Raw genomic sequence first — 25,781 nt, 5'->3', positions numbered from 1 at the left:
TATATAATAAATTTATTGATTAAAAAATAGTAGAATATTTTATATATTAGACGACTTATAGTAACAAAAAGAAATTTTTGAAATAATCTATATAGTGTATAGTATTACTTTAGGAGTCTAAATGTTTAAGGAGACAATTGATTGTATAGATGCAGGGACAGAATTTTGCCCATGTCATTTAGCTGAGAGTGGTGAATGTATTTTATGTTCACAATTGCAAGGAAGTCATTTTTGCGATTGTTTAAATTGGAAGGGAGTATGTATATATCAAGAACTTCATGATAATGGAAACAAGGCAAAAGAGCAAAGAAAAATGTATACTTGTAGAGTATGTGAAAAGATATTATATCCAGATGATGTATTATTAATTAAATTTGAAGCGCCACATAAGCTTGTAATAGATTTAGCAAGACCTGGTAGCTTCATTTTTATCAGAAGCGAAGAAAATGTATATTTTGATGTTCCTATTTCAATTTTAGAGTCAGATATTGAAAAAGATATAATTTCTATCATGATAGAAATAAGAGGAATTAAGACTAAGCAATTATTAAATATTGAGTCTGGAGGAAATATAACAATAAGAGGACCTTATTGGAACGGAGTATTTGGATTAAAAAACATAAGAAAACAAAAAAATAATGAGGCTTTAGTTATTGCCAGAGGTATTGGTATGGCCCCTATGATGCCGGTAATTGAGAGATTGGTCGAAAATGGTAATACAGTAACACTTATATTAGATAAGCAACCCTTTAAGGAAATATATGTTTCGGAGTGGTTAGATAAATTAAATATAGTACCTCAGGAGATGAATTTAATAGAAAAAGGAGAGTTATCACCTGAGGGAAAGGTTGCTATAAAATCTATTGTTAAATATAATAATATATCTTTAATCCATATAGCTGGAGCAGATATATTAACTTATAGTGTTATTGATTTTTTAGATTCTTTGGATAGAAAAGATATAGATTTATCATGTTGTAATAATTTTAAGATGTGCTGTGGAGAAGGTGTATGTGGAAGTTGTACAGCTAGATTCTCAGGGCATAGAGTAAAGAGATTTTGTAAAGTACAAGCTAGTCCAAGAGGTATTTTTGAGGGGAGGAGATTAATATGAAGGTAGTAGTTGTTGGTGGAGGATGGTCAGGCTGTGCAGCTGCAATAACAGCAAAGAAAGCTGGAGCAGATGTCCATATCTATGAAAAGACTGACCTTTTACTTGGGCTTGGTAATGTTGGCGGTATAATGAGAAATAATGGACGTTATACTGCATCAGAAGAACTTATAGCTTTAGGTGGAGGAGACTTAATTGAAATAACAGATAAATGTGCAAGGCATGCTAATATAGAATTCCCTGGTCATAAACATGCAACTCTTTATGATGTTAATATTATTGAAGGTGTAGTAAGAGATCATTTGAAATCATTAGGAATACACCTTCATTTAGAGAGTCGTGTTAAAGATGTTGATGTTGAAAATAATAAAATAAGGGGAATTTTATTAAGTGATGACACTTACGTTAAAGGTGATGTGTTTATTGAGACAACTGGTTCAACAGGACCTATGGGTAATTGTTTAAGATATGGTAACGGATGTTCTATGTGTATCTTGCGTTGTCCTGCTTTTGGACCAAGGTTAAGTATAAGTGCAAGGTGTGGAGTTTCAGATATTCAAGGTGAAAGAAATGGAGATGCACTTGGAGCATTTTCAGGATCTTGTAAGCTTGCCAAGGAAAGTTTATCTAATGAAATCAGAGAGCAATTAGACAAAACAGGTGTTGTTGTTTTAAAGGTTCCTGAGGAAGATGTAAACTATGGTAAACTTAGCACAAAGGTATGTCAACAATATGCACTTAAGGAATTTGCGGAGAATATAGTTTTACTTGATACTGGTCATGCTAAGCTTATGACAACTTATTATCCACTTGAAAAGCTTAGAAAGGTTCCAGGACTTGAATATGCTAAGTATGTTGATCCTTATGCAGGAAGTAAGGGAAACTCTATAAGATATTTATCTGTGGCACCAAGGACTAATGATATGAAAGTTATTGGAGTAGATAATCTTTTATGCGCAGGTGAAAAAGCGGGATTATTTGTTGGTCATACTGAAGCTATATGTACAGGTAGCTTAGCAGGTCATAATGCTGTAAGGTTAATGATGGGAATGCCATTATTAATTTTACCATCATCAATAGCAATAGGTGATTTAATTTCTTTTGCTAATGAAAAAGTTGAAACTAGGGAAGGTAGAAAGGATAGATATACTTTTGCTGGAGCTAGCTATTTTAAGAGAATGCAAGAGTTAGGTCTTTATAGTACTGATAAGGATGAAATTAATGATAGAATTAAGAAGGTTAATTTAGATAATATATTTGAACAAAAATTAGTATAGAGTATAAAGATAATAGAGGCTTAGGAGTAATTCTAAGTCTCTTTTTATGCAAAAAATTAGATTTTATTTTAGTTTAAAAGAAAAATATATCTTTATGTTATAGCTTTATAGAAAAAACAATGTTAAATTAATAGTATAAAAAAGAAATTTTTTAAAGAAACATATTAGGGAGAGAGAAAATGGATATAAAAGAAAAAATGCATAATACAGAATTGTATTTGCCAGGAAATGAAGAATTAATGAAAGAGCAATTAGGTTATTTGGATCGATTATATGATTTTAATATGACACGTCCTACAGAATTAGAAAAGCGAAAAGCTATGTTAAAAGAAATGTTTGCTGAAATTGGTGAAGGATGCTATATTGAACCGCCATTTCATGCAAATTTTGGTGGTAAGCATGTTCATTTTGGAAAGAATATTTATGCAAATTTTAATCTTACATTAGTAGATGATACACATATTTATGTAGGAGATTATACTATGTTTGGACCAAATGTAACTGTAGCTACAGCAGGACATCCCATATTGCCAGAGCTTAGAAAAGAAGGTTATCAATATAATGCGTCTATTACTATAGGGAAGAATTGTTGGATTGGAGCTGGAGCAATTATTTTGCCAGGAATTACAATCGGTGATAATGTTGTAATTGGGGCAGGAAGTATTGTAACAAAGGATATTCCTTCTAATGTAGTTGCTGTAGGAAATCCATGTAAAGTACTTCGTGAAGTTAATGAACATGATAAAAAATATTACTTCAAGAATCGTATGATTTCAAATGATTTCTTAGATTAAAAGTTTTTTATTAAAGATTTTAGTTTAGAATAGATAAATTAAAACCTCAAGTAGCCATTATAGGGGCCTTGAGGTTTTTGTATATTGTAGGAAGAATTCCTGGAGATATTAGTATTAATGTAAAGAAAAATCAAAAAAAGACAATAGGTTTTTATTATTTTTAACAATAATTTTATATTTGCCTTTATTATTTTTTTATGATAATATTGTTCGTTGTTTAAGATTAAATATTTAGAAATTTATTAAATAATAATTAGAAAAACGAAAGAAAGAAGGAGGGCGTTTTATGAAAAAGAAGATTATATCTAATACTATAATATTTTTAGTAATTTTATTGTTTGTTAATGGATTTAAATTTATATTTGGATCAAATAATAGTCTAGTTGGAGTTACTATAATAATATCTATATTAGTATTAATGCAAGAGGATTTAACTAAAAATTTATCTAGTAATTTAATAAAGTTACTTTTTATTAATTTAATTTCTGGAGTTTTTTCTAATATAGCAACTCATAATATGTATTTAGGTTTAATTCTAAATTTTAGTATTTTATTGTTAATTGGTTATTCTTTAACTTCTAAATTAAATAAAGTAATGGTTGTACCATTTGGTTTACAATATTTATTCATGTTATATACTCCTGTAACTGGTAGTGATTTTACAAAAAGATTAGTAGGATTAGCAACAGGTGCTCTTTTAATAATGTTAGTTCAACTTATAATTTATAAAGGTAGTAAGAATAATAAAGTTGAAGATAGCAAGATAGAAAATACTATAGATAATGAAAGTAATTCCTTTAATGAAGATAAAACAGAAAATGAATATGTAAAGCTGTTTAATAAATTTAATATTCATCATGTAAGAGGTGCTTATGCAATTAGAATAGCATTACTTACTACTATAGCAGTGTTCCTAGTAGATTACTTTAATTTAGCTCAAGGACGTTGGATAGTATATACAATATTTTCATTAACAGAATTATATTCGGAACATTGTAGAATAAGATCAAAACAGCGTTTACAAGGAACTGTTATAGGAATAATTATAATAATGTTATTATTTACAGTTATTAAAGATAGTGCTATAAGAGGTTTGATAGTATTGTTAGGTGGTTATTTAGATACATACACAACTAACTACAGAGATAAAATTATATGTGTAACTATGTCAGTAGTTGCTTCTGTTTCATTAACTAATGGAACTATTACAACAGCTATAGAAAGAGTGGGTTATATATGTGTAGGAATTATATTAGCTCTTTTAGCTGATAAATTAGTATTTAATAAAAAATTAGAATATAGAGAGAAGCTTATATAAGAGTATAAGCTTCTCTCTATTTTTATGTTTAGGATAAGGTATTGAAAATGTACCACTTACAGAAATTTTAAAAACTGTATATATAAATAATTAATTGTATAGATAATTTATAGATAGTTATATATAATAATTATATAATGCTAAAAAATAGGAGGTATTCTAATTTATGGATAAGAATTCAACAGTCCCGATTTATATTCAATTAGAAGAGTCAATAAAGGAAAAAATTAAAAATAAAGAATATTTGCCAGGAGAGGCATTACCAACAGAAAGAGAACTTACTGAATTATATGGAGTAAGTAGAATGACAATAAGACAAGCTATATCTAATCTTGTAAATAAGGGCGTTCTTTATAAGATTCGTGGAAAAGGAGCTTTTGTATCAAAAGAAGTAATAGAAAAAAAACTTGATATTGAAAGTTTTAGTCAAGATATGATGAAAAGAGGTTTTACTCCAGGAAGTATATTAATAAAATTTGAAAAAATTAAGAATACTGATGAAATAAAAGAGAAACTTGAATTAGAAGATAATGAAGAAATATATTTTTTAAATAGACTTAGACTAGCTGATAATGAACCAATAGCAATAGAATATTGTTATCTACCTGAAAAGTTTTTTCCAGATCTTATAAAGTATAATATGGTTCATTGTTCCTTATATAAGATAATGAAAGAAGAGTATAATATGCATTTTAATTATATGAAGCAAAGTTTAAAGGCAATGCCTCTTAATAAAAAGCAGGCTGAAATGTTATTAGGAAAGCCTAAAGGTGTAGGGTTAGTATCTGAAAGACTTATGTATAATATTGATGGAGCTCCTATTGAATTTACTAAGACAATTTATCACTCTGAAAGATATACCTTTAATATGGTGTTATTTAATAATAATAATAATGATTAACAAAAAAGTAAAAGTGTAATTCTAAATATATAAATAGAAATACACTTTAATTTTATTTTAAATATAATTTTTTAATTTAATAAATAAATATTGTATAGACAGTATAAATAAGTATAGACAATATTTGGAAGATATGGTACAGTATGTATATAAAATGTTTTCGAATAAGTATTTATTTAATTTTTAAAAAGATGGAGGGATAAGGTGTATAATTCAGAGAAAGTACTAAAAGCAATTAAGGGAGGATTAATTGTATCTTGTCAAGCTCTTGAAGATGAGCCTTTACATAGTTCGTATATAATGATGCGAATGGCTAAGGCTGCATTAGAGGGTGGGGCAATAGGGATAAGAGCTAATTCACCAGAAGATTGCAAAGAAATTAAAAACAATGTTAATTTACCAATGATATCAATTTATAAGAGGGTTTATGGTACAAGCAATGTGTATATAACACCTACAATTAATGAAGTAAAAGAGCTTTTACCTATAAAACCAGAGATAATTGCTGTAGATGCTACAAGAAGGGAAAGACCAGATGGAAAATCACTTGAAGAATTTTTTAAAGAAATAAGAGAAGTCTATGATGGATTACTTTTAGCTGATATATCTGATTTAGAAGAGGGAATAAAAGCTGAAAAAATAGGATTTGATATGGTGTCAACAACACTTAGTGGATATACTGATTATACATTAGATAGATCCAAACCTGATATTGAATTAATTAAAAGTTTAAGGGAGTCTATAAAAATTCCTATTATTGCTGAAGGAAATATAGATAGTCCTGAAAATGCTATGAAATGTTTAGAAGCAGGAGCTTGGGCAATTGTTGTGGGGGGAGCTATAACTAGACCACAATTAATTACCAAAAAATTTGTAGAATATATCAAAAGTTCTATTTAATGAAAACGTTTATAAAACAATAGAATAAATTTTATAAGTATAGGGGGAAGAATAATGAGAAAAGTTAAAAATTTAGTGGCTTTAAGCCTTGCTACATTAATATTTTCAAGTGCTTTTGTTGGATGTGGAAAAAGTGAAGTAACAAAAAATGAGAAATCAGAAGGCTCTGATAAAGTAGTTGAAATAACATGGTGGAATTATCCTAATTATGACACAATTGACAATACTCCTGGAAAATTTGAGCAACAAATTATTGATGACTTTAATAAAAAATATCCCAATATAAAAGTAAATGTAGAGATGATTGACTTTAATAGTGGACCACAAAAAATAAATACAGCTATAGCATCTAACTCTGCACCAGATTTAATTTATGATTATCCAGGAAGAATTATTGAATATGCAAGAAGTGGAGTATTAGCACCATTAGATGATATGTTTACAGATTCTTTTAAAGATGATGTAAATTCAACGATTTTAGATTCCTGCAAATTAGATGATAATTACTATATGTATCCTATAAATACAGCACCTTTTATGATGTCATTTAACAAAACTATGTTAGAAGAAGCTGGTATTGCAGATATGCTTCCATTAGATAATCCAGATAGATTATGGACAATTGATGATATGACAGCTCTTTTAAAAGCAATACAAGAGAAGATTCCAGATGTTGCACCTATGACATTATTCAGTAAATCAAGTGGTGGAGACCAAGCTACAAGAGCCTTAATATCTAATATATATGGTGGAGAAACAATATCAGATGATTTAACAGAATATACACTAAATAGTCCAGAGGCTGTAAAGGCTCTTGAATGGGTTGTTAATGGAGTTAAAGAAGGATATATAGCAAAAGGTTCAGAAGCTTTAACAAGTAATGATGCTATGGATATGTATCTACAAGGAAAATCAGCATCAACTATAATCTATTCAACAGTGTTAATGAAAACTAATTCTACAAAGAAAGCTGGAGATTTTGAAGAGGTGTTAGTTCCATTCCCAACTCCAAGTACATCTGTAGAACCAAAATTAGAAGCTTTTATAGGTGGTATGGCTATATTTGATAATAATGATCCAGATAAGATTGATGCAGCTAAAAAATTAGTTGACTTTATAGCTAATGATCCAGATACATTTAAAATTAATTTAATAGCTACTGGAGGATTATCAGTAAGAAATTCAGTTACAGACTTATATGATAATGAAGAATTTAAGTATGCCGAAAATATGATTAAATATATAGGCACATATTATAATGCAGTTCCAGGCTTTACAGAAATGAGAACTTATTGGTTCCCAACTCTTCAAAATGTTTTACTTGGAAATACAACTGCAAAAGATGGGTTAGATGATTTTGTTCAAAAGGCAAATGAAACTTTAAATAAGTAGTGAATGTATAGGATTACGTATGGAGTGATAAATCACTCCATACTATATTTAATTTTTTATAAATAATAGTGGAGGTTTTATTATGCAAAATACTCAGAAGATAGAGGCTAATTTAGTAAAAAAGCGTAAAAAAGTTAATAAATTAGCGTTAAAAGAATGGATTTCTGCTTACTTATTTCTAGCGCCAATTTTAGTTATTTTCGGCTATTTTGTCATTTACCCAATGATTAAAGGTATATATATAAGTTTCTTTGATTACTCTCTTAGAAACTTTGATTTTATAGGGCTAAGTAATTATAAAAGTTTATTATCTGATGAAATATTTATAAAATCATTAGTAAACACCTTAGTTATAGTACTTGGAACAGTACCAGTAGTAATTGTTTTGTCATTGTTTATATCATTAGTAATCTATAAGAAAAATCCCTTTTTAAGATCATTATTTAGAGGGATATTCTATCTTCCAGCAGTTTCATCAATAGTTAGTATAACTGTAGTTTGGGGATGGATATTACATCCTAATTATGGAATATTAAATTATATAACTGGTCTTTTTGGAGCTGAACCACAAACATGGCTTGGAGATCCAAAGTATGCATTGATATGTATTATAGTAGTTTTAGTAACTTTATCAATAGGACAACCTATAATTTTATATGTAGCATCACTTGGAAATATTCCAACATCTTATTTAGAAGCAGCTCAAATTGATGGAGCAACATCTTGGCAGATGTTTAGAAAAATTACATGGCCTCTTTTAATGCCAACTACATTATACATTGTAATAATCTCAACAATAAATTCATTCCAAACATTTGCAATAATACAACTTTTAACTTCAGGTGGTCCTGCATATTCTACATCAACTATTATGTATTTAGTATATGAAAGAGCATTTACATTAAATAAATATGGTTTAGCTTCAGCAATGGGAGTTATTCTTGCAATAATAATAATGATAATTTCAATAGTACAATACAAGTTCTTTGGAGAAGAAGTTGATTATTAAAAGAAAGGAGTTGAAAATCTATGAATAAGCTAAAAAAAATATCACCTAAAGATATAATTTTTATGACAATTATAATAATATTAAGTATCTTATTTCTTTTCCCATTTTATTGGATATTAACAGGTGCTTTTAAGAATCAAAGTGCTACAATACAAATACCACCTCAATGGTTTCCAAAACCTGCTACTTTCCAAAACTTCATAGATTTAGCTAAGTCACCATTATTAAAGTGGACATTTAATAGTTTTTTCATTTCTTTTTGTACAATGTTATTAGTATGTTTAACATCAACTATGGGAGGATATGTATTAGCAAAAAAAAGATTCCCAGGAAGAAGAATAATATTTTGGTTATTTATAATAGCTATGGCATTACCTAAACAAGCTGTTTTAATACCTTTATTTACAATACTAGCTAAATTAAATTGGATTAACTCCTATAAAGCATTAATACTTCCAGCTGTGGCTTGGCCATTTGGAGTATTTTTGATGAAACAATTTTCACAAGGAATTCCAGGAGAACTTTTAGAAGCTGCAAAAATAGATGGATGTTCAGAAATTAGAATTTTTTGTAACATAGTAATTCCCCTTGTAAAACCAGGTATTGGTGCACTTGCTATATTTACGTTTATAAGCTCTTGGAATGATTATTTTATGCAACTTATACTTATAAGAAGTAAGGATATGGTTACTTTACCTTTAGGAGTTGCCTTATTACAATCAGAGTTTACAACAAATTATGGATCAATTATGGCTGGTGCAACTCTAGCATCATTGCCTATGATAATAATATTTATAGCATTCCAAAAATATTTCACTCAAGGTATAGCTATGGGAGCTGTAAAAGGATAGAGATAAAAAAAAGAAGAAGGTGTAGAAATATGGATTTTTGTAAAGAAGATTTTAAGGGAATATTTATAGCATTTTATACTTGTTTTAATGAGGATGGAAATATAAGTATAGATGCTACTAAAAAGTTAGCAAGATTTTATGCTAATAAAGGAGTAAAGGGTTTATATGTTGGTGGAAGTTCAGGAGAAGGATTCTTATTAACTGTAGATGAAAGAAAAAAGCTACTTGAAGCAGTAATAGATGAGGTAGGAAAGGAACTAACTATTATTGTTCATGTAGGAGCAGCAGCAACTAGAGATAGTGTTGAACTTGCTAAACATGCAGAAGAAAAAGGAGCTCATGCCTTATCAGCGGTTCCTAATGTTTATTATGGACTTCCAGAAAGAAGTATTGAATTACATTGGAAAAATATAATTAATAGTACAAACCTTCCATTTATAATTTATAATATACCTCAAACTACAGGATATTCATTATCAAATAATTTATTGAAGAAAATGTTATCTTGCCCAAGTGTTATAGGAGTAAAAAATAGTAGTATGAGTACTTATGACATTCAAAGGTTTAAAGCTATTGGGGGAGAAAGACTAATAGTTTTCAACGGACCTGATGAGCAATATATATCAGGAAGAATTATGGGAGCAGATTCAGGAATAGGAGGAACTTATGGAGTGATGCCAGAACTTTTCTTGAAAGCTGAAGAATATTTTTCAAATAATGACATAGAAAAAGCGAAAGAGGTACAATTTACAATTAATGAAATAATAGAGGAACTTCTTTCATTTCCATCTCTTTATGGTGTTGCAAAAGAGATTATTAAATTAAGGGGTATTGACATAGGTACAACAAGACTTCCATTAGAGCCTGTAGATGAATGTGAAATGCCAAGAGTAAGGGCACTTTATGAAAAAATTATTAGTGCAATAGAAAAATATACTCTTTAAATAAAGGTATAGGTATAGATAAGTCTATACCTATATTTTATATTTATAAAATTGTTTTGGTATTTAAGTATATATGAGGTGTTAAAAATGAGAATTTTAGCTTTAGATATTGGAGGAACAGCTATAAAAATAGGTATTATCAATGAAAAAGGAGAAATTATTGATAAAAGTGAAGTACCCACTATGGCACAGGAAGGGGGACAAGCATTAATAAATAGAGTTTTTAATATTATTAGTCAATATGAAAATATAGATAGAATAGGGATAAGTACAGCAGGGCAAGTAGATCATGTTAAAGGTAAAATAATATTTGCTTCAGATAATATTCCAGGATGGACAGGAATGGAAATAAAAAAAAGAATAGAAGAAAAATTTAATATACCAACTGTTGTAGAAAATGATGTAAATGCAGCAGCTATAGGTGAAGCTTATTATGGAGCTGGCTTAAATAATAAAAGTTTTTTATGTATTGCATATGGTACTGGAATTGGCGGTGCTATTGTAGAAAAAGGAGAAATATACAGAGGGGGCTACGGTTCTGCTGGTGAATTTGGACATATAATTACTCATGCACATGGCAAAGTATGTACTTGTGGGGCTAATGGATGTTATGAAGCTTATGCATCTACTACAGCATTAGTTGAAAAAGTAAAAAAAGAATTAGGGTTAACTGAAGTAGATGGTAGATTAATTTTTGATCTTATTAATGAGAATGAAAAAGTTAAAAACATAGTTGATCAATGGATTCTTGAAATAATATTTGGTTTAGTAAATTTAGTTCATATATTTAATCCATCACTTATAGTATTAGGTGGAGGAATTATGGAACAAGAATATATAGTAGAATATATTAAAGAGAATATTTGTAAGTTTATAATGCCTAATTATAGGGATATTAAATTTGAAAGGGCAAAAGTAGGTAATAATGCTGGAATATTAGGTATAGCTCATCTTGCAATGAGAATGTAATTAGGTTTTTTATTGAAGCTAATAATATTATATTTTAATAAATAATATAACAATATTATTAATAATTTGTAAAATTATTTTAAAATATTAAGGTATATGTTAGTAAAGATAACTTATTTATTCTGAATTAATAAATTAAGAGAAAAATGTTGTATTTTGGTATAAAAGATGATATATTGTATAAAAAATACTTTAAATTTAGTTCAGAGAAACTAAGAAGGAGAATGGAATATGGAAAAGATATCAGAAAATGAAGTATTAATGGTAGATGTTAATGAGAAAGTACCAATGAAGAGAGCAATTCCATTAAGTATACAACATTTATTTGCAATGTTTGGATCATCTGTTTTGGTTCCTATTTTATTTAATATTGACCCAACAACAGTGTTATTTTTTAACGGAATAGGTACTTTGCTTTATGCATTTATTACAAAGAAAGGTATACCATCATATTTGGGATCTAGTTTTGCTTTTTTAACCCCAACATTTTTATTGTTTAGTGAAGGATATAACTTTCAAACTGTACAAGGAGGATTTGTAGCTTCAGGACTTGTGTTTTCAATAGTAGCAATTATTGTAGGTTATACAGGGACAGGCTGGATTAATAAATTATTCCCACCTGCAGCAATGGGAGCAATAGTTACTATTATAGGGTTAGAACTTGCAACTACAGCAGCTGATATGGCAGGTTTTCCTGTGGGAGGATCAAATTCACCAGAGCTTAATAAAACTTGGGTTATAGTATCAATGGTTACTCTTATATCAGTTATATTAAGTAGTGTATTATTAAGAGGATTTTTAAAAGTAATACCTATTTTAATAGGAGTTGTTGTTGGATATATAACAGCTTGCTTTATGGGGCTTGTTGATTTTGGGGCTATAGGAAGTGCATCATTTTTTACAGTACCACAAATAAAAATAGCTAAGTTTGATATTACAGCTATATTAACTATACTTCCAGCTACATTTGTAGTAATAGCTGAACATATAGGACATTTAAAAGTTACTAGTAGTATAGTAGGTAGAGATTTATCAAAAGATCCAGGACTTCATAGATCACTTTTAGGAGATGGATTATCAACTATGATTTCTGGTATGTTTGGTTCAGTACCAACAACTACTTATGGTGAAAATATAGGTGTTATGGCACTAACAAAAGTATATAGTGTATATGTAATATGTGGTGCTGGAATATTTTCAATGATATTAGGATTTTCAGGTAAGCTTTCAGCTATAATAAGTACAATACCAACTCCAGTAATAGGTGGTGTGAGCTTATTATTATTTGGAACTATTGCAACATCAGGGCTTAGAACTTTTATAGAAGCCAAAGTAGACTTTTCAAAATCAAGAAATTTAATACTTACATCAGTTATATTTATGGTAGGATTAAGTGGTATAAAATTAAGTATAGGTGTTATAGAGTTAACAGGAATGGGATTAGCAACTGTAGTTGGAATTGTTTTAAATTTAGCATTTATAATCTTTGATAAACTTGGAATTATGAATGAAGAAGCTTAAATAGTTATATTTAGGAAATAGAAATTTAATATAAATTGAGAGATATAATTTAACTGTAATTATGTATATCTAACTTTAATAGGTATACTAATGTTGAATTATATCTCTTTTTTAATTTTCTTAGGTAGAGCAAGATATTTTATTAAAAGATATAAGTAAAAAATAAGAAGAAAATACTAATAAGAACTTTAAGAAAGTTCTTATTAAATGATTAAAGCTAAATCATCTAAATTACCAGCACATTTTACTATTAAATCACCTTTTGAGTATGATGGTAATATTAGTGATTTAGAAAACGTTATTAAAAATATTTGTAGTAATGAAAGTTCTACAAATTATATAATTGATGGATATGATCATTTTGATGATAGAGTTATATATATGAAGGTTATAATGTCTAGTAAAGCCAAAGAGATACATGATAAATTGATAGAAGAACTTAATAAGTTACCATATATAGATTTTAGTGAAACTGATGGGAAAGATAAAATTTTTCATGTTACTTTATCATCAAAAAGAATACAGAAGATTTTTAATTCTCTTTGGGAATATGTAAATAAAATACCATGTTATTTTAATTGTAGCTTTGATAATATTTGTATTTATAAATGGGAAGATAATACTTGGAAGCTACATAAGGAATTTCTATTAAAGAGTAAATGAGAGTTTCTGTAAATTAAAATTTAAATATGATATATAGTTATTAATGGTTATTAAATAAATTTTGATAATTCTGATGTCTTTTGTTTAATATAAAATATAAGAAGTGAAGCCTCATTAAGAAAGAAACTTCACTTCTATTTTGTATATACTTAAACTATATTTTATCTTTAACTATTATAGCCTTATTCCAAATAACTAAATTCAAAACAATTAAAATTAAACTATATATTACTATTGCAAAAGTATTTTTACTTAATAAAAAGTGTATTAATGCACCTAAACCAACTATGCAAAAAGATATAAAGAAAACAATAAGATTTTGTGATGAATCTACTACATTTGCTTGTACACTAAATGGTAATTTAAAATTACTAATAAAGTGTTCTACTGGAATAACTAAGGTTGCAAAAGCAAGTATAACTATTAGATGTGGTATTACTTTTAAACCAAATAACCATATAAAAGCTATTGATTGAACCATAAATAGTGGTAATAATAAATTTATAAAAACAGCTTTATAGCATCCTTTATATATTATAGATTTATTTTTAATAGGTGTACTTATATATAACCATGAAGCTTTATAATCACTAGAAAATTGGAGAAGCGATAATGTATTGCCAAACATTAAAATAAAAAAGTAAATATATAAATAAGAGTTTGAGTTTGCTATACTATTTTTCCACTCTGAGAAACTTCCTATATTATGACTATCATTAATTATGAACATAAATAAGAAAGGCATAATAAGAGAAAATCCTAAATTGGGATATAATTTTAGTTTAAAATCTCTTTCATTTTTTATTAGTGAACTACTAAAGCTATAAATAGCTTTTTCTTCATTATTCTTACAAAATATATATCCTAGTTTATATAGCAATCCTTTTTTCTTTTTATTTTCTTTTCCATCATTGGCGTTTAGTTTTGATAGATAATTTTCAAATTGCTTACTCTTCTTTACATAAGTTACTATTGCAATTAATGGTATAAATATAGAAAAAGCTAACAATGATAATGATATACTTGTTAATTGACCTTGATCTAAAGCATATATTGGGGCTGCAAACCACATTGGAGGAACTAATAAGTTCCAAAGTTTTTCTGTATATGAAATATTTAAATCAGTAAATTCAAATATTCTTGGAATAAGTTGATATCCTATAACCATGGTTGACGTTAATATTATTTGTACGAAATTTATGATGTCTTTTACCTTTTCTCCATTGAAGTGTTTAAGTATAAAATAATATACTAAGGCTGTAATAACTATCATAAATATATCAATTATTATAATATCTAATAAGAATAATATTCCTATTGCTATTCCATTAACGAAAGCACCTATTATAGCAAGCCATCCTAAAGCCACTGAAATCATAAGTACATAATATACAATATGTGTTATTTTTGCTGCATTTAATGTTTTATTATTAACCCCAGTAATTTTAATTAAATTGCTATCTCTTACATCAAGTAATACAGTAGAAAAATCTGCAATAAAAACAGTTAAGACTAAAAACATAAACAAAGCCAAAATTATTGTATATACATACATTTTATTTATTGGTATAAAAGTTATTAGTCCAATAAACAGTCCCATGAAAGCATACATAATTAATGATATAAGAAAGTAGTTTTTTTCTTTTCCTTCATTAATATTTCCATTTACTAAAGTTGAAGTTCTTCTACTATCCATAGTTAATTTATATTTCAAAATTAACCTCATTTTTTCATAATCTACACCCATAGATATATATAGTAATTTTATTTTATCTAATATTCTTAAAAATATATGTTCATTCATAAAACTACACCTCACTAATTAAAGATGTAATTTTATTAGCTATTTCTTTATGGTTATTAAATCCTGTTAATTGATTAAATATTTCTTCTAAAGTTCCTTCATCACTACTTTTTTGTAATTCTTCAAAGGTACCATCTGCAACTATAGATCCCTTATTAAGAAGTACAATTCGATTACTTAGTTTCTCAACTACGTCCATGATGTGAGATGAGTAAAAGATCGTTTTCCCTTGTGCTACAAGAGATGACATAAGCTCTTTAACTATCATAACTGTATTTGCATCTAATCCACTTAAAGGCTCGTCCAAAAATAAAATATCAGGATTGTGAATTAAGCTAGATATAAGGAGTATCTTTTGTTTCATACCTTTAGAACAAGCTGATATTCTTGTATTAATACATTGTGATATTCCTAATAACTCCATAAGTGATTTTGCTCTTTTTTCAAGAGAATTTACCTCTACCCCATATAACTGACCAATGAAAGTTAAATATTCCATAGCTGTTAAGCTTTCATAAAGATCTGCAATTTCAGGGACATAGCCTATTCTTTTTTTATATTCTCCATCTCCATCCTTTATATTTTCACCAAATAATATTACATCGCCTTCATAATCTTCAATTAGACCTAATATAATTTTTACAGTAGTACTTTTGCCAGCACCATTTGCACCTATATATCCAATAATTTCGCCTTTTTTTACCTTAAGGTTTATACCTTTAAGAACTTCATTACTACCATAATTTTTCTTTAAATTTTTCATTTCTAATATATAATTTTCATTCAATATAATATACCTCAATAATTTACTATTTATTTATATTTTACCATTAATATTATAAAAATAATATTAATTAACAAATTTATTTAGTAAAGAATAGCTTAATTTAATTCTAAATTTCTTGTAAATAATTAAAAATATTAAATTCAATTAGTGGAAATTTTTGATGAAATTAATAACAAATTATTGCCATTAACATAATATTTAATATATTATATAATTATATATTAATATAGGAGGAGTTAAGGAAATGCTTAGTGAAAAATTATTAAAAGCTCTTAATGAACAAGTTAACTTTGAATTTTATTCTTCTTATACATATCTTGCAATGGCTGGATATTGTGAATCTATTGATTTAAGTGGATTTGCTAATTTCTTTAGAGTTCAAGCTAAAGAAGAATTAGATCATGCTATGAAATTATATGATTATGTATATCAAAAAAATGGATCAATTGAATTAGAACAAGTAAATAAGCCACAAATAGAATATGATGGAATCATTGATGTGTTCCAAAAGGGATATGAGCATGAGCAATTAGTTACAAAGAAAATATATTTATTAACAGATATAGCTTATGAAGAGAGGGAACATTCTACAATTAGTTTACTTAAGTGGTTTATTGATGAACAAGTAGAAGAAGAAAATAACTTTAATGCTTTACTTAAAAAAGTAAGAAGAGTTGGAGATAACCAAGCAGCATTGTATTTACTTGATGATGAACTGCAAAAAAGACAATATGTATCTCCACAAACTGTATAGTTTCTGTATTATATTAAATGCTATAAGATAATAATTAGATAAAAAGTGCTAGGTATTTATATTTTAATATATCTAGCACTTTTTTAATTAAATTATATTGTTATTTCAATTTGATTTCCTTCAATTCCAATTATGCAACTTTCATAATATCCATCTCCAGGTATATCTTTTTTTAATTTATTAAGATATTTTCCGATACACTTTTATTTAATTTAATATGCATTACCACCATAACTATCAAAATTAATAGTAAATATATTGGGAAAACTATTGCACTTATATGATTTGCAATAATACCAAATAGTGGTGGCATTAATAAATTTCCAACATAGGCACTTGCCATTTGTACACCTATAATTGCTTGTGACTTATCTTTTCCAAAATTGCTAGGTGTAGAATGAATAATGCATGGGTATATTGGAGCGCAACCAAGCCCAATAGTAACTAAGCCTATTAAAGCTACTTGATGCCCAAGTGGTAAACACATAAGTATAATACCAATTAAAATTAAACCTTGTCCTAAATAAATCATTTGTTTATCATTGAGCTTCATTGTAATAAATCCACTAATAGCTCGTCCTACTGTAATACCTATAAAAAATAGACTTCCATAACTTGTTGCTACTTCTAAATCAAATCCATGTTGTAATACCAAGTAACTACTAGCCCATAACCCAGCTGTTTGTTCTAATGCACAGTAACAGAAAAACATAAGCATTAATTGTTTAGCTCCAGGAATATTAAATATCTCTTTCAATGTAAGTACTTTATCTTTTCCATTTTCAGCTTCTTGTATATCACTTATAACAGGACGTTTTTTCCAAAGAGGCAAACTTAACATAATTATGATAGTTAGAGCAACTTGAATTAGAGATATATAACGATATCCCATATTCCAAGTTTGTCCATTAACTAATGCGAAACTCATAATATATGGACCTATACTAGCACCAACACCCCACATGCAATGAAGCCAACTCATATGATGACTCTTATAATGGAGTGCTACATAATTATTTAAGGAAGCATCAACACTACCTGCACCAAGTCCATAAGGTATTGCCCATAAAACTAACATCCAATAAGAATGACTTATGGAAAAGCCAAACAAGGCTACTGCTGTCATTAGAACACTAAATGCTGTAACTTTACCTGTGCCTAATGATTTTGTAAGACGATCACTTTGTAAACTAGAAAAAATTGTACCAGCAGAAATAATCATAAAAATTGCACCTGCATAAGATACAGGTACATTAAATTCCTGATAGATTGTAGGCCAAACAGAGCCTAATAATGAATCTGGCAGTCCTAGACTAATAAAAGCTAAATATATGACTGCTAATAATAAACTAAACATATTGCCTTCCCCCTTTATATCTTGATATGATTATATCATCAAAAAAATAAAATTGTTAAAACAAAATAGTCATTTTTATATGATAATATCTTCAAAAAGGAGTAGTTATGGCGTTATCAGAATGTATATCAAAAATAGATAAAACAGGTCTTGAATTAATTGAACATGGAATTACTAGCTTTCCTATAGCATGTTACCATGATGATTTACAGAGAGAATCTGTTGATTGGCATTGGCATGAAGAATTAGAATTGATTGTTGTTTCAGAAGGTAGTGCCATTATTGCAGTAGATGGTGAAAAATATATTGTAAATGAAGGAAATGGTTTTTTTATTAATACAGGAGTTCTTCATGGTGGTTGGATTTATGAAAGTCCTACCTGTAGATTTCATTCTATTGTATTTCATCCTCGTTTAGTTGGTGGTAGTCCTAATAGTATATTTTGGACAAAATATTTAAATCCAATTTTAAATAATATTTCTTTTAAAGGATTGTTTTTAGATTGTTCAATACAATGGCAAAAAGATTTACTATCTAGTATTGATGAAGCATGGTTTCTTTGTGTTAATGAAGAGGAGGGACATGAATTTGAAGTTCGTAATGTTTTATCAAAAATCATTTATCTTATGTCTAAACATTTAGATTGTATAGAATCAAATACTTCAACAAAGAAGTTACGAGACAGTCATCGTATGAAAAATATGCTTCAATATATTGAAGAACACTATTCAGATAATATTACTATTAATGAAATTGCTGAAAGTGTATCTTTAAGTGTAAGTGAATGCCTTCGTTGTTTTCATAGTACTATTGGAACTACACCGATACAATATTTAAAATCTTTTCGTATTAAAAAAGCTGCTGAGTTATTGACAAATACAGATATGAAAATAGTAGATATTGGTATAATTTGTGGTTTTCAAGATATGAGTTATTTTGCAAAAACATTCCGTAATATATATGGTTGTACGCCATCAAAATACAGAGAGAAATAGTAATTAGAAATCCAAGTAGAGTAAAAAATACTGTTACTACTTGGATTTTATTTATATGTTCTTAACTTACTATGATGTATAGTATATAATTTAAATAATTTAAATAATTTATCTATATTTATTGTAAATTTATAATTTTTTTGGAATATTAATGTTAGAAAAAACGTAATTATAAATAAGTTTATATTTATGGTAATTACCTTTAAGGAAAAATCAAAACAGTTTTGAAAACGTATACCGAAGATGTTAGTCTGTATAATTTTTTATTACGCAGGCTAATAAGTTATTTTAGGAGGTCTTTTATGAAAAAAAAATTATTATCAATTATTCTTTCAACAATAATGAGTTTCACACTTATATCTTGTGGTAGTAGTTCTACTACAGAAGATTCAAAAGATACTACATCTACAAATACAGAAAATACTTCATCAGATTCCAATAGTAATAAGCTTACAGTTTGGTGTTGGGACCCAGCATTTAATATTTACGCAATGGAAGAGGCTGAAAAGGAATATCAAAAAGAAAATCCAGATTTCGTATTAAATATAGTAGAAACACCTTGGGCAGATGTTCAAACGAAGTTAACTACAGCAGCTACATCAGGTGATTTGAGTACTTTACCAGATATATTGTTAATGCAAGACAATGCTTTTCAAAAAAATGTTATGGTTTATCCAGATGCATTTGTTGATTTAACTAACTATAACATAAATTATAACGATTTCAGTGATTCAAAAGTAGCTTATTCAGTAATTGATGACAAAAATTATGGTGTACCATTTGATAATGGAACTGTAGTAAATTGCATGAGAACTGATATTTTGGAAGAGGCTGGATTTACTATTGATGATTTTACTGATATCACTTGGTCAGAATATATTGAAAAAGGTAAAGTTGTTTTAGAAAAGACAGGAAAACCTTTATTATCAATGCAAGCAGGGGAGTCAGATTTAATTATGATGATGCTTCAATCTGCAGGTGCAAGTTTATTTAATGAAGATGGACAACCTAATATTAAGAATAATGAAGTTTTAAAGGAAGTTGTTACTACTTATAGAGATTTAATTGATAGTGGTGTACTTATTCAAGTTAATGATTGGGATCAATATATAGGAACATTAACTAATAATACTGTTGCAAGTACAATTAATGGTTGTTGGATTTTAGCATCTATTCAAACAGCTGAAGATCAATCTTCTTTATGGGAAATTACAAATATGCCTAAATTAGAAAGCACTTCTGATGCAACAAATTATTCTAATAATGGTGGATCAAGTTGGGCAATTACATCAAACTGCAAAAATATAGATTTAGCTGTTGATTTCTTATCAAAAACATTTGCTGGAAGTGTTGATTTCTATGAAACTATTTTACCAAGTTCAGGAGCTATGGCAACATATCTACCAGCAGGTGATTCTGCTGTTTATGATGAAGAGCAGCCTTTCTTTAATAATCAAAAAATATATTCAACTATTCTAGATTTTGCAGCTAAAACTCCAAGCAATAATACTGGGGTTTATTACTATGAAGCTCGTGATGCTGTTGCAACGGCTATAACTAATGTTGTATCTGGTGCAGATATTGATTCAGAGTTAGCCAATGCAGAAGATACAGTTAAATTTGCAATGGGAGAATAATATATACAAAGATTAAAAATATGTAGTTATTAATAGTACTTTTATTATAAAAATTAAAGTGGCTATATGAAAATATTGGTAATATATTCATGTAGCCAAATTATAAAGTATTATTTCTACATAGCAATTACAAAGTGAAAAGGGAGGGAAATGAATATTGATAAGTAAATCAAAAAAAATTAAACTTAGTAAAAAACAAAATTTAATTGGATGGGCATTTTTAACTCCAGCAGTAATTTTAATTGTAATAATGAGTTTTTATCCAATGATAAAAGCTTTAATTTTATCTTTTCAATCAGGAGTAGGAAGTAGTATTAAATGGGTTGGATTGAGCAATTATGCTAGAATGTTTAAAGATAAAATTTTTATTCAAGCTTTAGGTAATAATTTTATATACTTGATTATACAAGTTCCTATTATGCTTATATTAGCTTTAATATTAGCTTCTATGTTAAATAATAAAAATCTTAAATTTAAGGGCTTGTTTAGAACCGCAATATTTTTACCTTGTGCTACATCTTTAGTTTCTTATGCTATCATTTTTCGTTCATTATTTGCTGTAGATGGATTTGTTAATCAAGTTCTAATAAAGTTTGGAATTTTAGAAACTGGATATAATTTTTTGACAAATCCTACTAGTGCACGTGCGATAATTATTATTGCACTAATATGGAGATGGACTGGTTATAATATGGTATTTTATTTAGCCGGATTACAAAATATTGATTATAATGTCTACGAAGCTGCTAAAATAGACGGGGCATCACCTTTCCAATCTTTTTGGAAAATAACAGTTCCATTACTTAAACCAGTTATACTTCTTACGGCAATTATGTCTACTAATGGTACTCTTCAGTTATTTGATGAATCAGTTAATTTGACAGGTGGAGGGCCTGCTAATGCCACAATAACAATGTCCCATTATATCTATAATGTTTCATTTAAATATGTTCCTAATTTTGGATATTCAGCTGCAATGGCATATTTAATATTAATATTAGTAGCAATATTAGCATTTTTCCAAATGAAAGTAGGTGATAAACGTGATTAGTAAAACTAAAAAGTTTTTTCAATATTTTTTCTTAATAATAATGTCAATAATTTCAGTATTCCCATTGTACTGGATGATAAATGCATCAACAAATAAAAGTGTAGATATTACAAGAGGAAAATTATTACCTGGCAGTGCTTTTTTTGAAAATTTTAAAAATTTGTTGGCATCTCAGGATGTTAGTTCTGCAATGATAAATTCATTCAAATATGCACTAATCCTTACATTTTTATCTTTATTAGTATGCTCATTAGCTGGATATGGTTTTGAAATTTATCATGATAAAGGTAAAGATATAGTTATGAGTATAATCTTATTAGCAATGATGGTTCCATTTGCTGCAATTATGATTCCTTTATTTCAAATGTTTTCTAAAGCAAAATTACTAAATTCTACGTTAGGTTTTATTTTACCTACTATATCAACACCGTTTTTAATTATGTTATTTAGGCAAAGTTCACGTTCATTTCCCCATGATATAATTGAGGCTGCTAGATTAGATGGATTAAATGAGATTCAAATATTTTTTAAAATGTTTCTTCCTACTATGAAATCAACATATGCAGCAGCATTTACAATTACATTTATGAATGCATGGAATAGTTATTTATGGCCTAAAGTTATTATGACTAACAAAAATAGTATTACAATGCCAATGTTAGTAGCTAATCTTACAGAAGGATATGTTACTGACTATGGAATGTTAATGCTGGGAGTATTACTTTGTACAATTCCAACAATAATAATTTTCTTTGTATTACAAAAATATTTTGCAGAAGGTATTACAGGAGCAATTAAATAAAAATTTATAATATCAGAAAAAGTTTTCTGATAATTTAGGTTAAGGGGGAGGAGTATAATGAATATAAAGAATAGTTTTGGAAGCAAAACTGAATTTGTTGAATTAAATGCTAATGATATTAATAAAATAAAACAATCTAAGAATATGTTAACAGATGATACTAGACCAATACCTAAAAATGAAAGAGATTGGTCTACTAAAAATTATATAAATTTATGGACTGGAATTTTAGTATCAATTCCAGTATATATGATGGCAAGTAGCTTATTATCAATCGGAATGACATGGTATGAAGCACTATTTGTTTGTGTTTTTGGACATACATTAGTGTTGATTCCATCTATACTATTAGGACATTTTGGGACAAAGTATGGAGCTAGTTTTCCTGTACTATCGAAAATGGTATTTGGCCCGAAGGGAACATCTATACCTACTTTAATAAGAGCATTCATGGGTTGTCTATGGTTTGGAATTCAAAGTTGGGTAGGAGGAGTTGCATTAGATTCAATTATTGGAGTAATAGTACCAGTGTGGAGTAATTTATCTATACATGGAATTATAAGTTTTGTTATTTTTATGATATTTAATATTTACATTGGATATCATGGTTCAAAAGCTATTAAATATTTAGAAGATTTTTCAGCACCAGTACTAATTATATTAAGTGCAGTAGTTATTATATGGGCTTTATATGTTTGTGGAGGTTTTAGCGGAATATTTAGCACTGAGGTTGCAGGAAGCAGTACTTCTGAGTTTTGGAAGTTATTCTTTCCATCATTAACAGCTATGATAGCATTTGATTCAACTATAGCATTAAATTTTTCAGATTTTACTAGACATGCAAAAAGTCAAAAATCACAAGCTATTGGACAGTTAATAGGAGCACCTATTATGACTGCATTTATAGTATTTGTAGGTATTTGTGGAACAGCAGGGTCAGAAGCTGCTTTTGGTGAAGCTTTTTGGGATCCTAGCATATTAGTAGCACAATTTACAAATCCAATTATTGTTATTGTTTTTTCAATATTTATAATACTAGCAACTTTAACAACTAATGTTGCTTGTAATCTTGCATCTGCTGGAGTAATTTTTTCAACTATATTTAGTAAATATATAAAATATAAAAATGCAATAATTGTTGTAGGTTTTATTGGGCTAGTATTTATGCCATGGAAACTTGTAGCTAATCCGAATAGCTATGTATATCTTATAAATGGAACATTAGCTGTTTTATTAGGGCCTATAACAGGTATATGTATGGCCTCATATTGGGTTCAATATAGAACTAAATTAAAAGTAGCGGATCTTTATATACAAGATAAAGGAGATTATTACTACCATAATGGATGGAATATTCGTGCTATAAGTATCTTAATTTGTACATCTTTAGCTATTTTAATTTGTAAATACATTAGTGGATTAGCATGGATTTATGATAGCTCATATTTAATTGGCTGTATTGTAGCATTTTCTTTATATTGTGCAGTTAATTTAAAAAGAAAATAAAAATGATGAATGCATAGGGGAAGGGGCTTATAAAGATGTAGCAATAGAATTGGTTCGCTAGTAATGATATAAAAGTAGCTAGAAAATTTAATTTTCTAGCTACTTTATTTTAAAAATTGAAAAATTTTTTAAAATATCGATTTTAAGTTAATTATGAAATATGAGTACGGGAAAAGGAAGAAATTAATTAAATAAGATTTTATATTACTAAAGTCTCTATATTATGAATTTAGCTAATAATTTCCTTTTTATATCAATGGCAGATATTTTAATAGATTTAGGATTCAAATCTACTACAACAAAATGATGTATAGCAATAGGAGGTATAATAACTCCATTTTTACTATGATACTTACTTTTAAGTTTTTCACCACCACCAGAAATAATTTGATTAATATTATTTTTACCAGAAATAATACGACGAGAATAATTATGTTCATGAGATGAGAAGACTACTTTAACTTCATACTTGTCAACTATTGACCAAAAAGAATTTCTACATTCAGGGTATAAATCAAGGCAATGGCCAAAGTGAGCACCTGTAGGAAAAGCTGGTGAATGGACAAAACTAATTTTCTTTTATTATTTTCTGAACAAGCATTTTCTTCATGATTGACTATTATAGGGAGTAGGGGAGTGTTTTCATAATAACTAGATACTATATTTCTAAAATTATTAACTTGAGTTAAGAAAGTATTAGAATCAGTACTACCAGCTATAGAGTCACCTAATATAACAATAAAATCAGCAGAAGGAATTAGCTTACGGCTTTCCTTTAACAATGAATGCAATATTTTTTTATTTATACCATCTTCTTTACCTTTTGAATCCCCAAAAACAATAAATCTCATTATTTCTCCTTATTTAAATTATTAATCCACTTTTTAAAAATATCAGGTCTTACAATTTTAACATAGTTTAAAAATTGATTTTTATATCCTAAATCATTTAGACCATTAATAATTAAAGTTGGGTATACTACATTTTTACTCATTGCTCTAGCTGTGTCTATAAGTTTTATCTCGTCATTATCAGTTATAAAAATATGAAATAATGCTGTATCTAATCTTGAAAATCCAATTCTATACATAGAATCATATAATTCTAATATCTTATTAGATAATATAGGTGTAAGTGAATTATTAAGTAGATATCTATCTAATTCAATACCATTTATTAATTCTCTTATAATATAATTATCTCCATAGCTATATAGTCTAGGAAAATGACTATCATTTTGTGATATAAGTAGAGTAAATACTTCATTTTCACAATAATTTTTTCTTTTAAAAACTTTAATACATGTTTTTTCATCTATTTTGTATACTTTTCCTTGTGTACCTTTACCTAATAGTTGTAAGTCATTTATATTTATATCACCATATAGTTTCATTTAACACCATTAAAACGTAATACTACAATAATATATGTATAAATA

General features: G+C 27.8%; 24 protein-coding genes. 19 read left to right on the top strand and 5 right to left on the bottom strand.

Annotated elements, in window-relative coordinates; all coding sequences use genetic code 11:
• Window positions 1-121 precede the first annotated feature (121 nt).
• The 13 genes from EJJ37_RS15015 (at window position 122) to EJJ37_RS14955 (ending at window position 13,650) form a co-directional block, all read left to right on the top strand.
• The gene (locus EJJ37_RS15015) at window positions 122-1,114 is read left to right on the top strand and encodes a sulfide/dihydroorotate dehydrogenase-like FAD/NAD-binding protein (protein WP_133016336.1); all 993 of its coding nucleotides are present in this window, start codon (window positions 122-124) and stop codon (window positions 1,112-1,114) included.
• Window positions 1,111-2,388 carry an FAD-dependent oxidoreductase gene (locus tag EJJ37_RS15010; protein ID WP_133016335.1) on the top strand — a complete coding sequence of 426 codons (1,278 nt, stop codon included), beginning with the start codon at window positions 1,111-1,113 and terminating at the stop codon, window positions 2,386-2,388. The genes EJJ37_RS15015 and EJJ37_RS15010 overlap by 4 nt, the downstream gene beginning before the upstream one ends.
• Window positions 2,389-2,567: 179 nt before the next feature.
• Window positions 2,568-3,182, top strand: coding sequence for a sugar O-acetyltransferase (locus tag EJJ37_RS15005; protein WP_133016334.1), 615 nt, complete (start codon window positions 2,568-2,570; stop codon window positions 3,180-3,182).
• 286 nt (window positions 3,183-3,468) lie between these two features.
• Window positions 3,469-4,500: an FUSC family protein gene (locus tag EJJ37_RS15000; protein ID WP_133016333.1), complete on the top strand. Its 1,032-nt coding sequence runs from the start codon at window positions 3,469-3,471 to the stop codon at window positions 4,498-4,500.
• Between the two features lie 166 nt (window positions 4,501-4,666).
• Window positions 4,667-5,401, top strand: a complete 735-nt coding sequence (locus EJJ37_RS14995; protein ID WP_133016332.1) for a GntR family transcriptional regulator — start codon at window positions 4,667-4,669, stop codon at window positions 5,399-5,401.
• A gap of 204 nt (window positions 5,402-5,605) precedes the next feature.
• Window positions 5,606-6,301 (top strand): N-acetylmannosamine-6-phosphate 2-epimerase, encoded by a 696-nt coding sequence (locus tag EJJ37_RS14990; protein ID WP_133016331.1) that lies wholly within the window; start codon window positions 5,606-5,608, stop codon window positions 6,299-6,301.
• A gap of 54 nt (window positions 6,302-6,355) precedes the next feature.
• On the top strand, window positions 6,356-7,693 hold the full coding sequence (locus tag EJJ37_RS14985) for an ABC transporter substrate-binding protein (RefSeq protein WP_133016330.1): 1,338 nt from the start codon (window positions 6,356-6,358) through the stop codon (window positions 7,691-7,693).
• 82 nt (window positions 7,694-7,775) lie between these two features.
• Window positions 7,776-8,702 (top strand): carbohydrate ABC transporter permease, encoded by a 927-nt coding sequence (locus EJJ37_RS14980; RefSeq protein WP_133016329.1) that lies wholly within the window; start codon window positions 7,776-7,778, stop codon window positions 8,700-8,702.
• 20 nt (window positions 8,703-8,722) lie between these two features.
• Window positions 8,723-9,553 carry a carbohydrate ABC transporter permease gene (locus EJJ37_RS14975; protein WP_133016328.1) on the top strand — a complete coding sequence of 277 codons (831 nt, stop codon included), beginning with the start codon at window positions 8,723-8,725 and terminating at the stop codon, window positions 9,551-9,553.
• A gap of 29 nt (window positions 9,554-9,582) precedes the next feature.
• Window positions 9,583-10,497 (top strand): dihydrodipicolinate synthase family protein, encoded by a 915-nt coding sequence (locus EJJ37_RS14970; protein ID WP_133016327.1) that lies wholly within the window; start codon window positions 9,583-9,585, stop codon window positions 10,495-10,497.
• An 87-nt stretch (window positions 10,498-10,584) separates the two neighbouring features.
• Window positions 10,585-11,466 carry an ROK family protein gene (locus tag EJJ37_RS14965; RefSeq protein ID WP_133016326.1) on the top strand — a complete coding sequence of 294 codons (882 nt, stop codon included), beginning with the start codon at window positions 10,585-10,587 and terminating at the stop codon, window positions 11,464-11,466.
• Window positions 11,467-11,697: 231 nt separating this feature from the next.
• Entirely contained in the window at window positions 11,698-12,987 is a 1,290-nt protein-coding gene (gene uraA, locus EJJ37_RS14960; RefSeq protein ID WP_133016325.1) for a uracil permease, read from the top strand.
• A gap of 207 nt (window positions 12,988-13,194) precedes the next feature.
• A complete protein-coding gene (locus tag EJJ37_RS14955; RefSeq protein ID WP_133016324.1) occupies window positions 13,195-13,650 on the top strand; it encodes a 2'-5' RNA ligase family protein in 456 nt (151 codons plus the stop codon).
• A 154-nt stretch (window positions 13,651-13,804) separates the two neighbouring features.
• Here the strand turns inward: EJJ37_RS14955 and EJJ37_RS14950 are convergent, their stop codons facing one another.
• Window positions 13,805-15,454, bottom strand: a complete 1,650-nt coding sequence (locus EJJ37_RS14950; RefSeq protein WP_133016323.1) for an ABC transporter permease — start codon at window positions 15,452-15,454, stop codon at window positions 13,805-13,807.
• A gap of 4 nt (window positions 15,455-15,458) precedes the next feature.
• The gene (locus EJJ37_RS14945; RefSeq protein WP_133016361.1) at window positions 15,459-16,217 is read right to left on the bottom strand and encodes an ABC transporter ATP-binding protein; all 759 of its coding nucleotides are present in this window, start codon (window positions 16,215-16,217) and stop codon (window positions 15,459-15,461) included.
• 268 nt (window positions 16,218-16,485) lie between these two features.
• Here EJJ37_RS14945 and EJJ37_RS14940 point away from each other — a divergent pair, with 268 nt between their 5' ends.
• Window positions 16,486-16,995, top strand: coding sequence for a ferritin (locus tag EJJ37_RS14940; protein WP_133016322.1), 510 nt, complete (start codon window positions 16,486-16,488; stop codon window positions 16,993-16,995).
• 172 nt (window positions 16,996-17,167) lie between these two features.
• Here the strand turns inward: EJJ37_RS14940 and EJJ37_RS14930 are convergent, their stop codons facing one another.
• Window positions 17,168-18,352, bottom strand: coding sequence for an MFS transporter (locus EJJ37_RS14930; protein ID WP_133016321.1), 1,185 nt, complete (start codon window positions 18,350-18,352; stop codon window positions 17,168-17,170).
• A gap of 107 nt (window positions 18,353-18,459) precedes the next feature.
• On the opposite strand from EJJ37_RS14930, the gene EJJ37_RS14925 reads away from it, so the two are divergent.
• The 5 genes from EJJ37_RS14925 to EJJ37_RS14905 all read left to right on the top strand — a co-directional run bounded on the left by EJJ37_RS14925 (window position 18,460) and on the right by EJJ37_RS14905 (window position 24,343).
• The gene (locus EJJ37_RS14925; protein WP_133016320.1) at window positions 18,460-19,347 is read left to right on the top strand and encodes an AraC family transcriptional regulator; all 888 of its coding nucleotides are present in this window, start codon (window positions 18,460-18,462) and stop codon (window positions 19,345-19,347) included.
• A gap of 302 nt (window positions 19,348-19,649) precedes the next feature.
• On the top strand, window positions 19,650-20,984 hold the full coding sequence (locus EJJ37_RS14920) for an ABC transporter substrate-binding protein (protein WP_133016319.1): 1,335 nt from the start codon (window positions 19,650-19,652) through the stop codon (window positions 20,982-20,984).
• A 157-nt stretch (window positions 20,985-21,141) separates the two neighbouring features.
• Window positions 21,142-22,035, top strand: coding sequence for a carbohydrate ABC transporter permease (locus EJJ37_RS14915; protein ID WP_420808546.1), 894 nt, complete (start codon window positions 21,142-21,144; stop codon window positions 22,033-22,035).
• Window positions 22,028-22,837 (top strand): carbohydrate ABC transporter permease, encoded by an 810-nt coding sequence (locus EJJ37_RS14910; protein WP_420808545.1) that lies wholly within the window; start codon window positions 22,028-22,030, stop codon window positions 22,835-22,837. The genes EJJ37_RS14915 and EJJ37_RS14910 overlap by 8 nt, the downstream gene beginning before the upstream one ends.
• A 57-nt stretch (window positions 22,838-22,894) precedes the next feature.
• Entirely contained in the window at window positions 22,895-24,343 is a 1,449-nt protein-coding gene (locus EJJ37_RS14905; protein ID WP_133016318.1) for an NCS1 family nucleobase:cation symporter-1, read from the top strand.
• Between the two features lie 476 nt (window positions 24,344-24,819).
• Here the strand turns inward: EJJ37_RS14905 and EJJ37_RS20920 are convergent, their stop codons facing one another.
• The gene (locus EJJ37_RS20920; RefSeq protein ID WP_243124901.1) at window positions 24,820-25,194 is read right to left on the bottom strand and encodes a metallophosphoesterase family protein; all 375 of its coding nucleotides are present in this window, start codon (window positions 25,192-25,194) and stop codon (window positions 24,820-24,822) included.
• Complete coding sequence (locus tag EJJ37_RS14895) at window positions 25,194-25,736, bottom strand: RIO2 family protein (protein ID WP_193553935.1); 543 nt, start codon at window positions 25,734-25,736, stop codon at window positions 25,194-25,196. The genes EJJ37_RS20920 and EJJ37_RS14895 overlap by 1 nt, the downstream gene beginning before the upstream one ends.
• Between the last annotated feature and the right edge of the window lie 45 nt (window positions 25,737-25,781).

This window comes from Clostridium cuniculi (assembly GCF_004353185.1).
GTDB lineage: Bacteria > Bacillota > Clostridia > Clostridiales > Clostridiaceae > Clostridium > Clostridium cuniculi.
The sequence above is the reverse complement of the archived record's forward strand: the minus strand, read 5'-3'. Positions and strand labels throughout refer to the sequence as shown.

What these genes read in the sequence shown, in the direction of transcription:
- EJJ37_RS14905 (WP_133016318.1), top strand. Translation starts at nt 22,895, where the DNA reads ATGAATATAAAGAATAGTTTTGGAAGCAAAACTGAATTTGTTGAATTA.
- EJJ37_RS15005 (WP_133016334.1), top strand. Translation starts at nt 2,568, where the DNA reads ATGGATATAAAAGAAAAAATGCATAATACAGAATTGTATTTGCCAGGA.
- EJJ37_RS14930 (WP_133016321.1), bottom strand. Translation starts at nt 18,352, where the DNA reads ATGTTTAGTTTATTATTAGCAGTCATATATTTAGCTTTTATTAGTCTA.
- uraA (WP_133016325.1), top strand. Translation starts at nt 11,698, where the DNA reads ATGGAAAAGATATCAGAAAATGAAGTATTAATGGTAGATGTTAATGAG.
- EJJ37_RS20920 (WP_243124901.1), bottom strand. Translation starts at nt 25,194, where the DNA reads ATGAGATTTATTGTTTTTGGGGATTCAAAAGGTAAAGAAGATGGTATA.
- EJJ37_RS14925 (WP_133016320.1), top strand. Translation starts at nt 18,460, where the DNA reads ATGGCGTTATCAGAATGTATATCAAAAATAGATAAAACAGGTCTTGAA.
- EJJ37_RS14965 (WP_133016326.1), top strand. Translation starts at nt 10,585, where the DNA reads ATGAGAATTTTAGCTTTAGATATTGGAGGAACAGCTATAAAAATAGGT.
- EJJ37_RS14950 (WP_133016323.1), bottom strand. Translation starts at nt 15,454, where the DNA reads ATGAATGAACATATATTTTTAAGAATATTAGATAAAATAAAATTACTA.
- EJJ37_RS14975 (WP_133016328.1), top strand. Translation starts at nt 8,723, where the DNA reads ATGAATAAGCTAAAAAAAATATCACCTAAAGATATAATTTTTATGACA.
- EJJ37_RS14895 (WP_193553935.1), bottom strand. Translation starts at nt 25,736, where the DNA reads ATGAAACTATATGGTGATATAAATATAAATGACTTACAACTATTAGGT.
- EJJ37_RS14970 (WP_133016327.1), top strand. Translation starts at nt 9,583, where the DNA reads ATGGATTTTTGTAAAGAAGATTTTAAGGGAATATTTATAGCATTTTAT.
- EJJ37_RS14920 (WP_133016319.1), top strand. Translation starts at nt 19,650, where the DNA reads ATGAAAAAAAAATTATTATCAATTATTCTTTCAACAATAATGAGTTTC.
- EJJ37_RS14940 (WP_133016322.1), top strand. Translation starts at nt 16,486, where the DNA reads ATGCTTAGTGAAAAATTATTAAAAGCTCTTAATGAACAAGTTAACTTT.
- EJJ37_RS14985 (WP_133016330.1), top strand. Translation starts at nt 6,356, where the DNA reads ATGAGAAAAGTTAAAAATTTAGTGGCTTTAAGCCTTGCTACATTAATA.
- EJJ37_RS14955 (WP_133016324.1), top strand. Translation starts at nt 13,195, where the DNA reads ATGATTAAAGCTAAATCATCTAAATTACCAGCACATTTTACTATTAAA.
- EJJ37_RS14995 (WP_133016332.1), top strand. Translation starts at nt 4,667, where the DNA reads ATGGATAAGAATTCAACAGTCCCGATTTATATTCAATTAGAAGAGTCA.
- EJJ37_RS15000 (WP_133016333.1), top strand. Translation starts at nt 3,469, where the DNA reads ATGAAAAAGAAGATTATATCTAATACTATAATATTTTTAGTAATTTTA.
- EJJ37_RS15015 (WP_133016336.1), top strand. Translation starts at nt 122, where the DNA reads ATGTTTAAGGAGACAATTGATTGTATAGATGCAGGGACAGAATTTTGC.
- EJJ37_RS14945 (WP_133016361.1), bottom strand. Translation starts at nt 16,217, where the DNA reads ATGAAAAATTTAAAGAAAAATTATGGTAGTAATGAAGTTCTTAAAGGT.
- EJJ37_RS14980 (WP_133016329.1), top strand. Translation starts at nt 7,776, where the DNA reads ATGCAAAATACTCAGAAGATAGAGGCTAATTTAGTAAAAAAGCGTAAA.
- EJJ37_RS15010 (WP_133016335.1), top strand. Translation starts at nt 1,111, where the DNA reads ATGAAGGTAGTAGTTGTTGGTGGAGGATGGTCAGGCTGTGCAGCTGCA.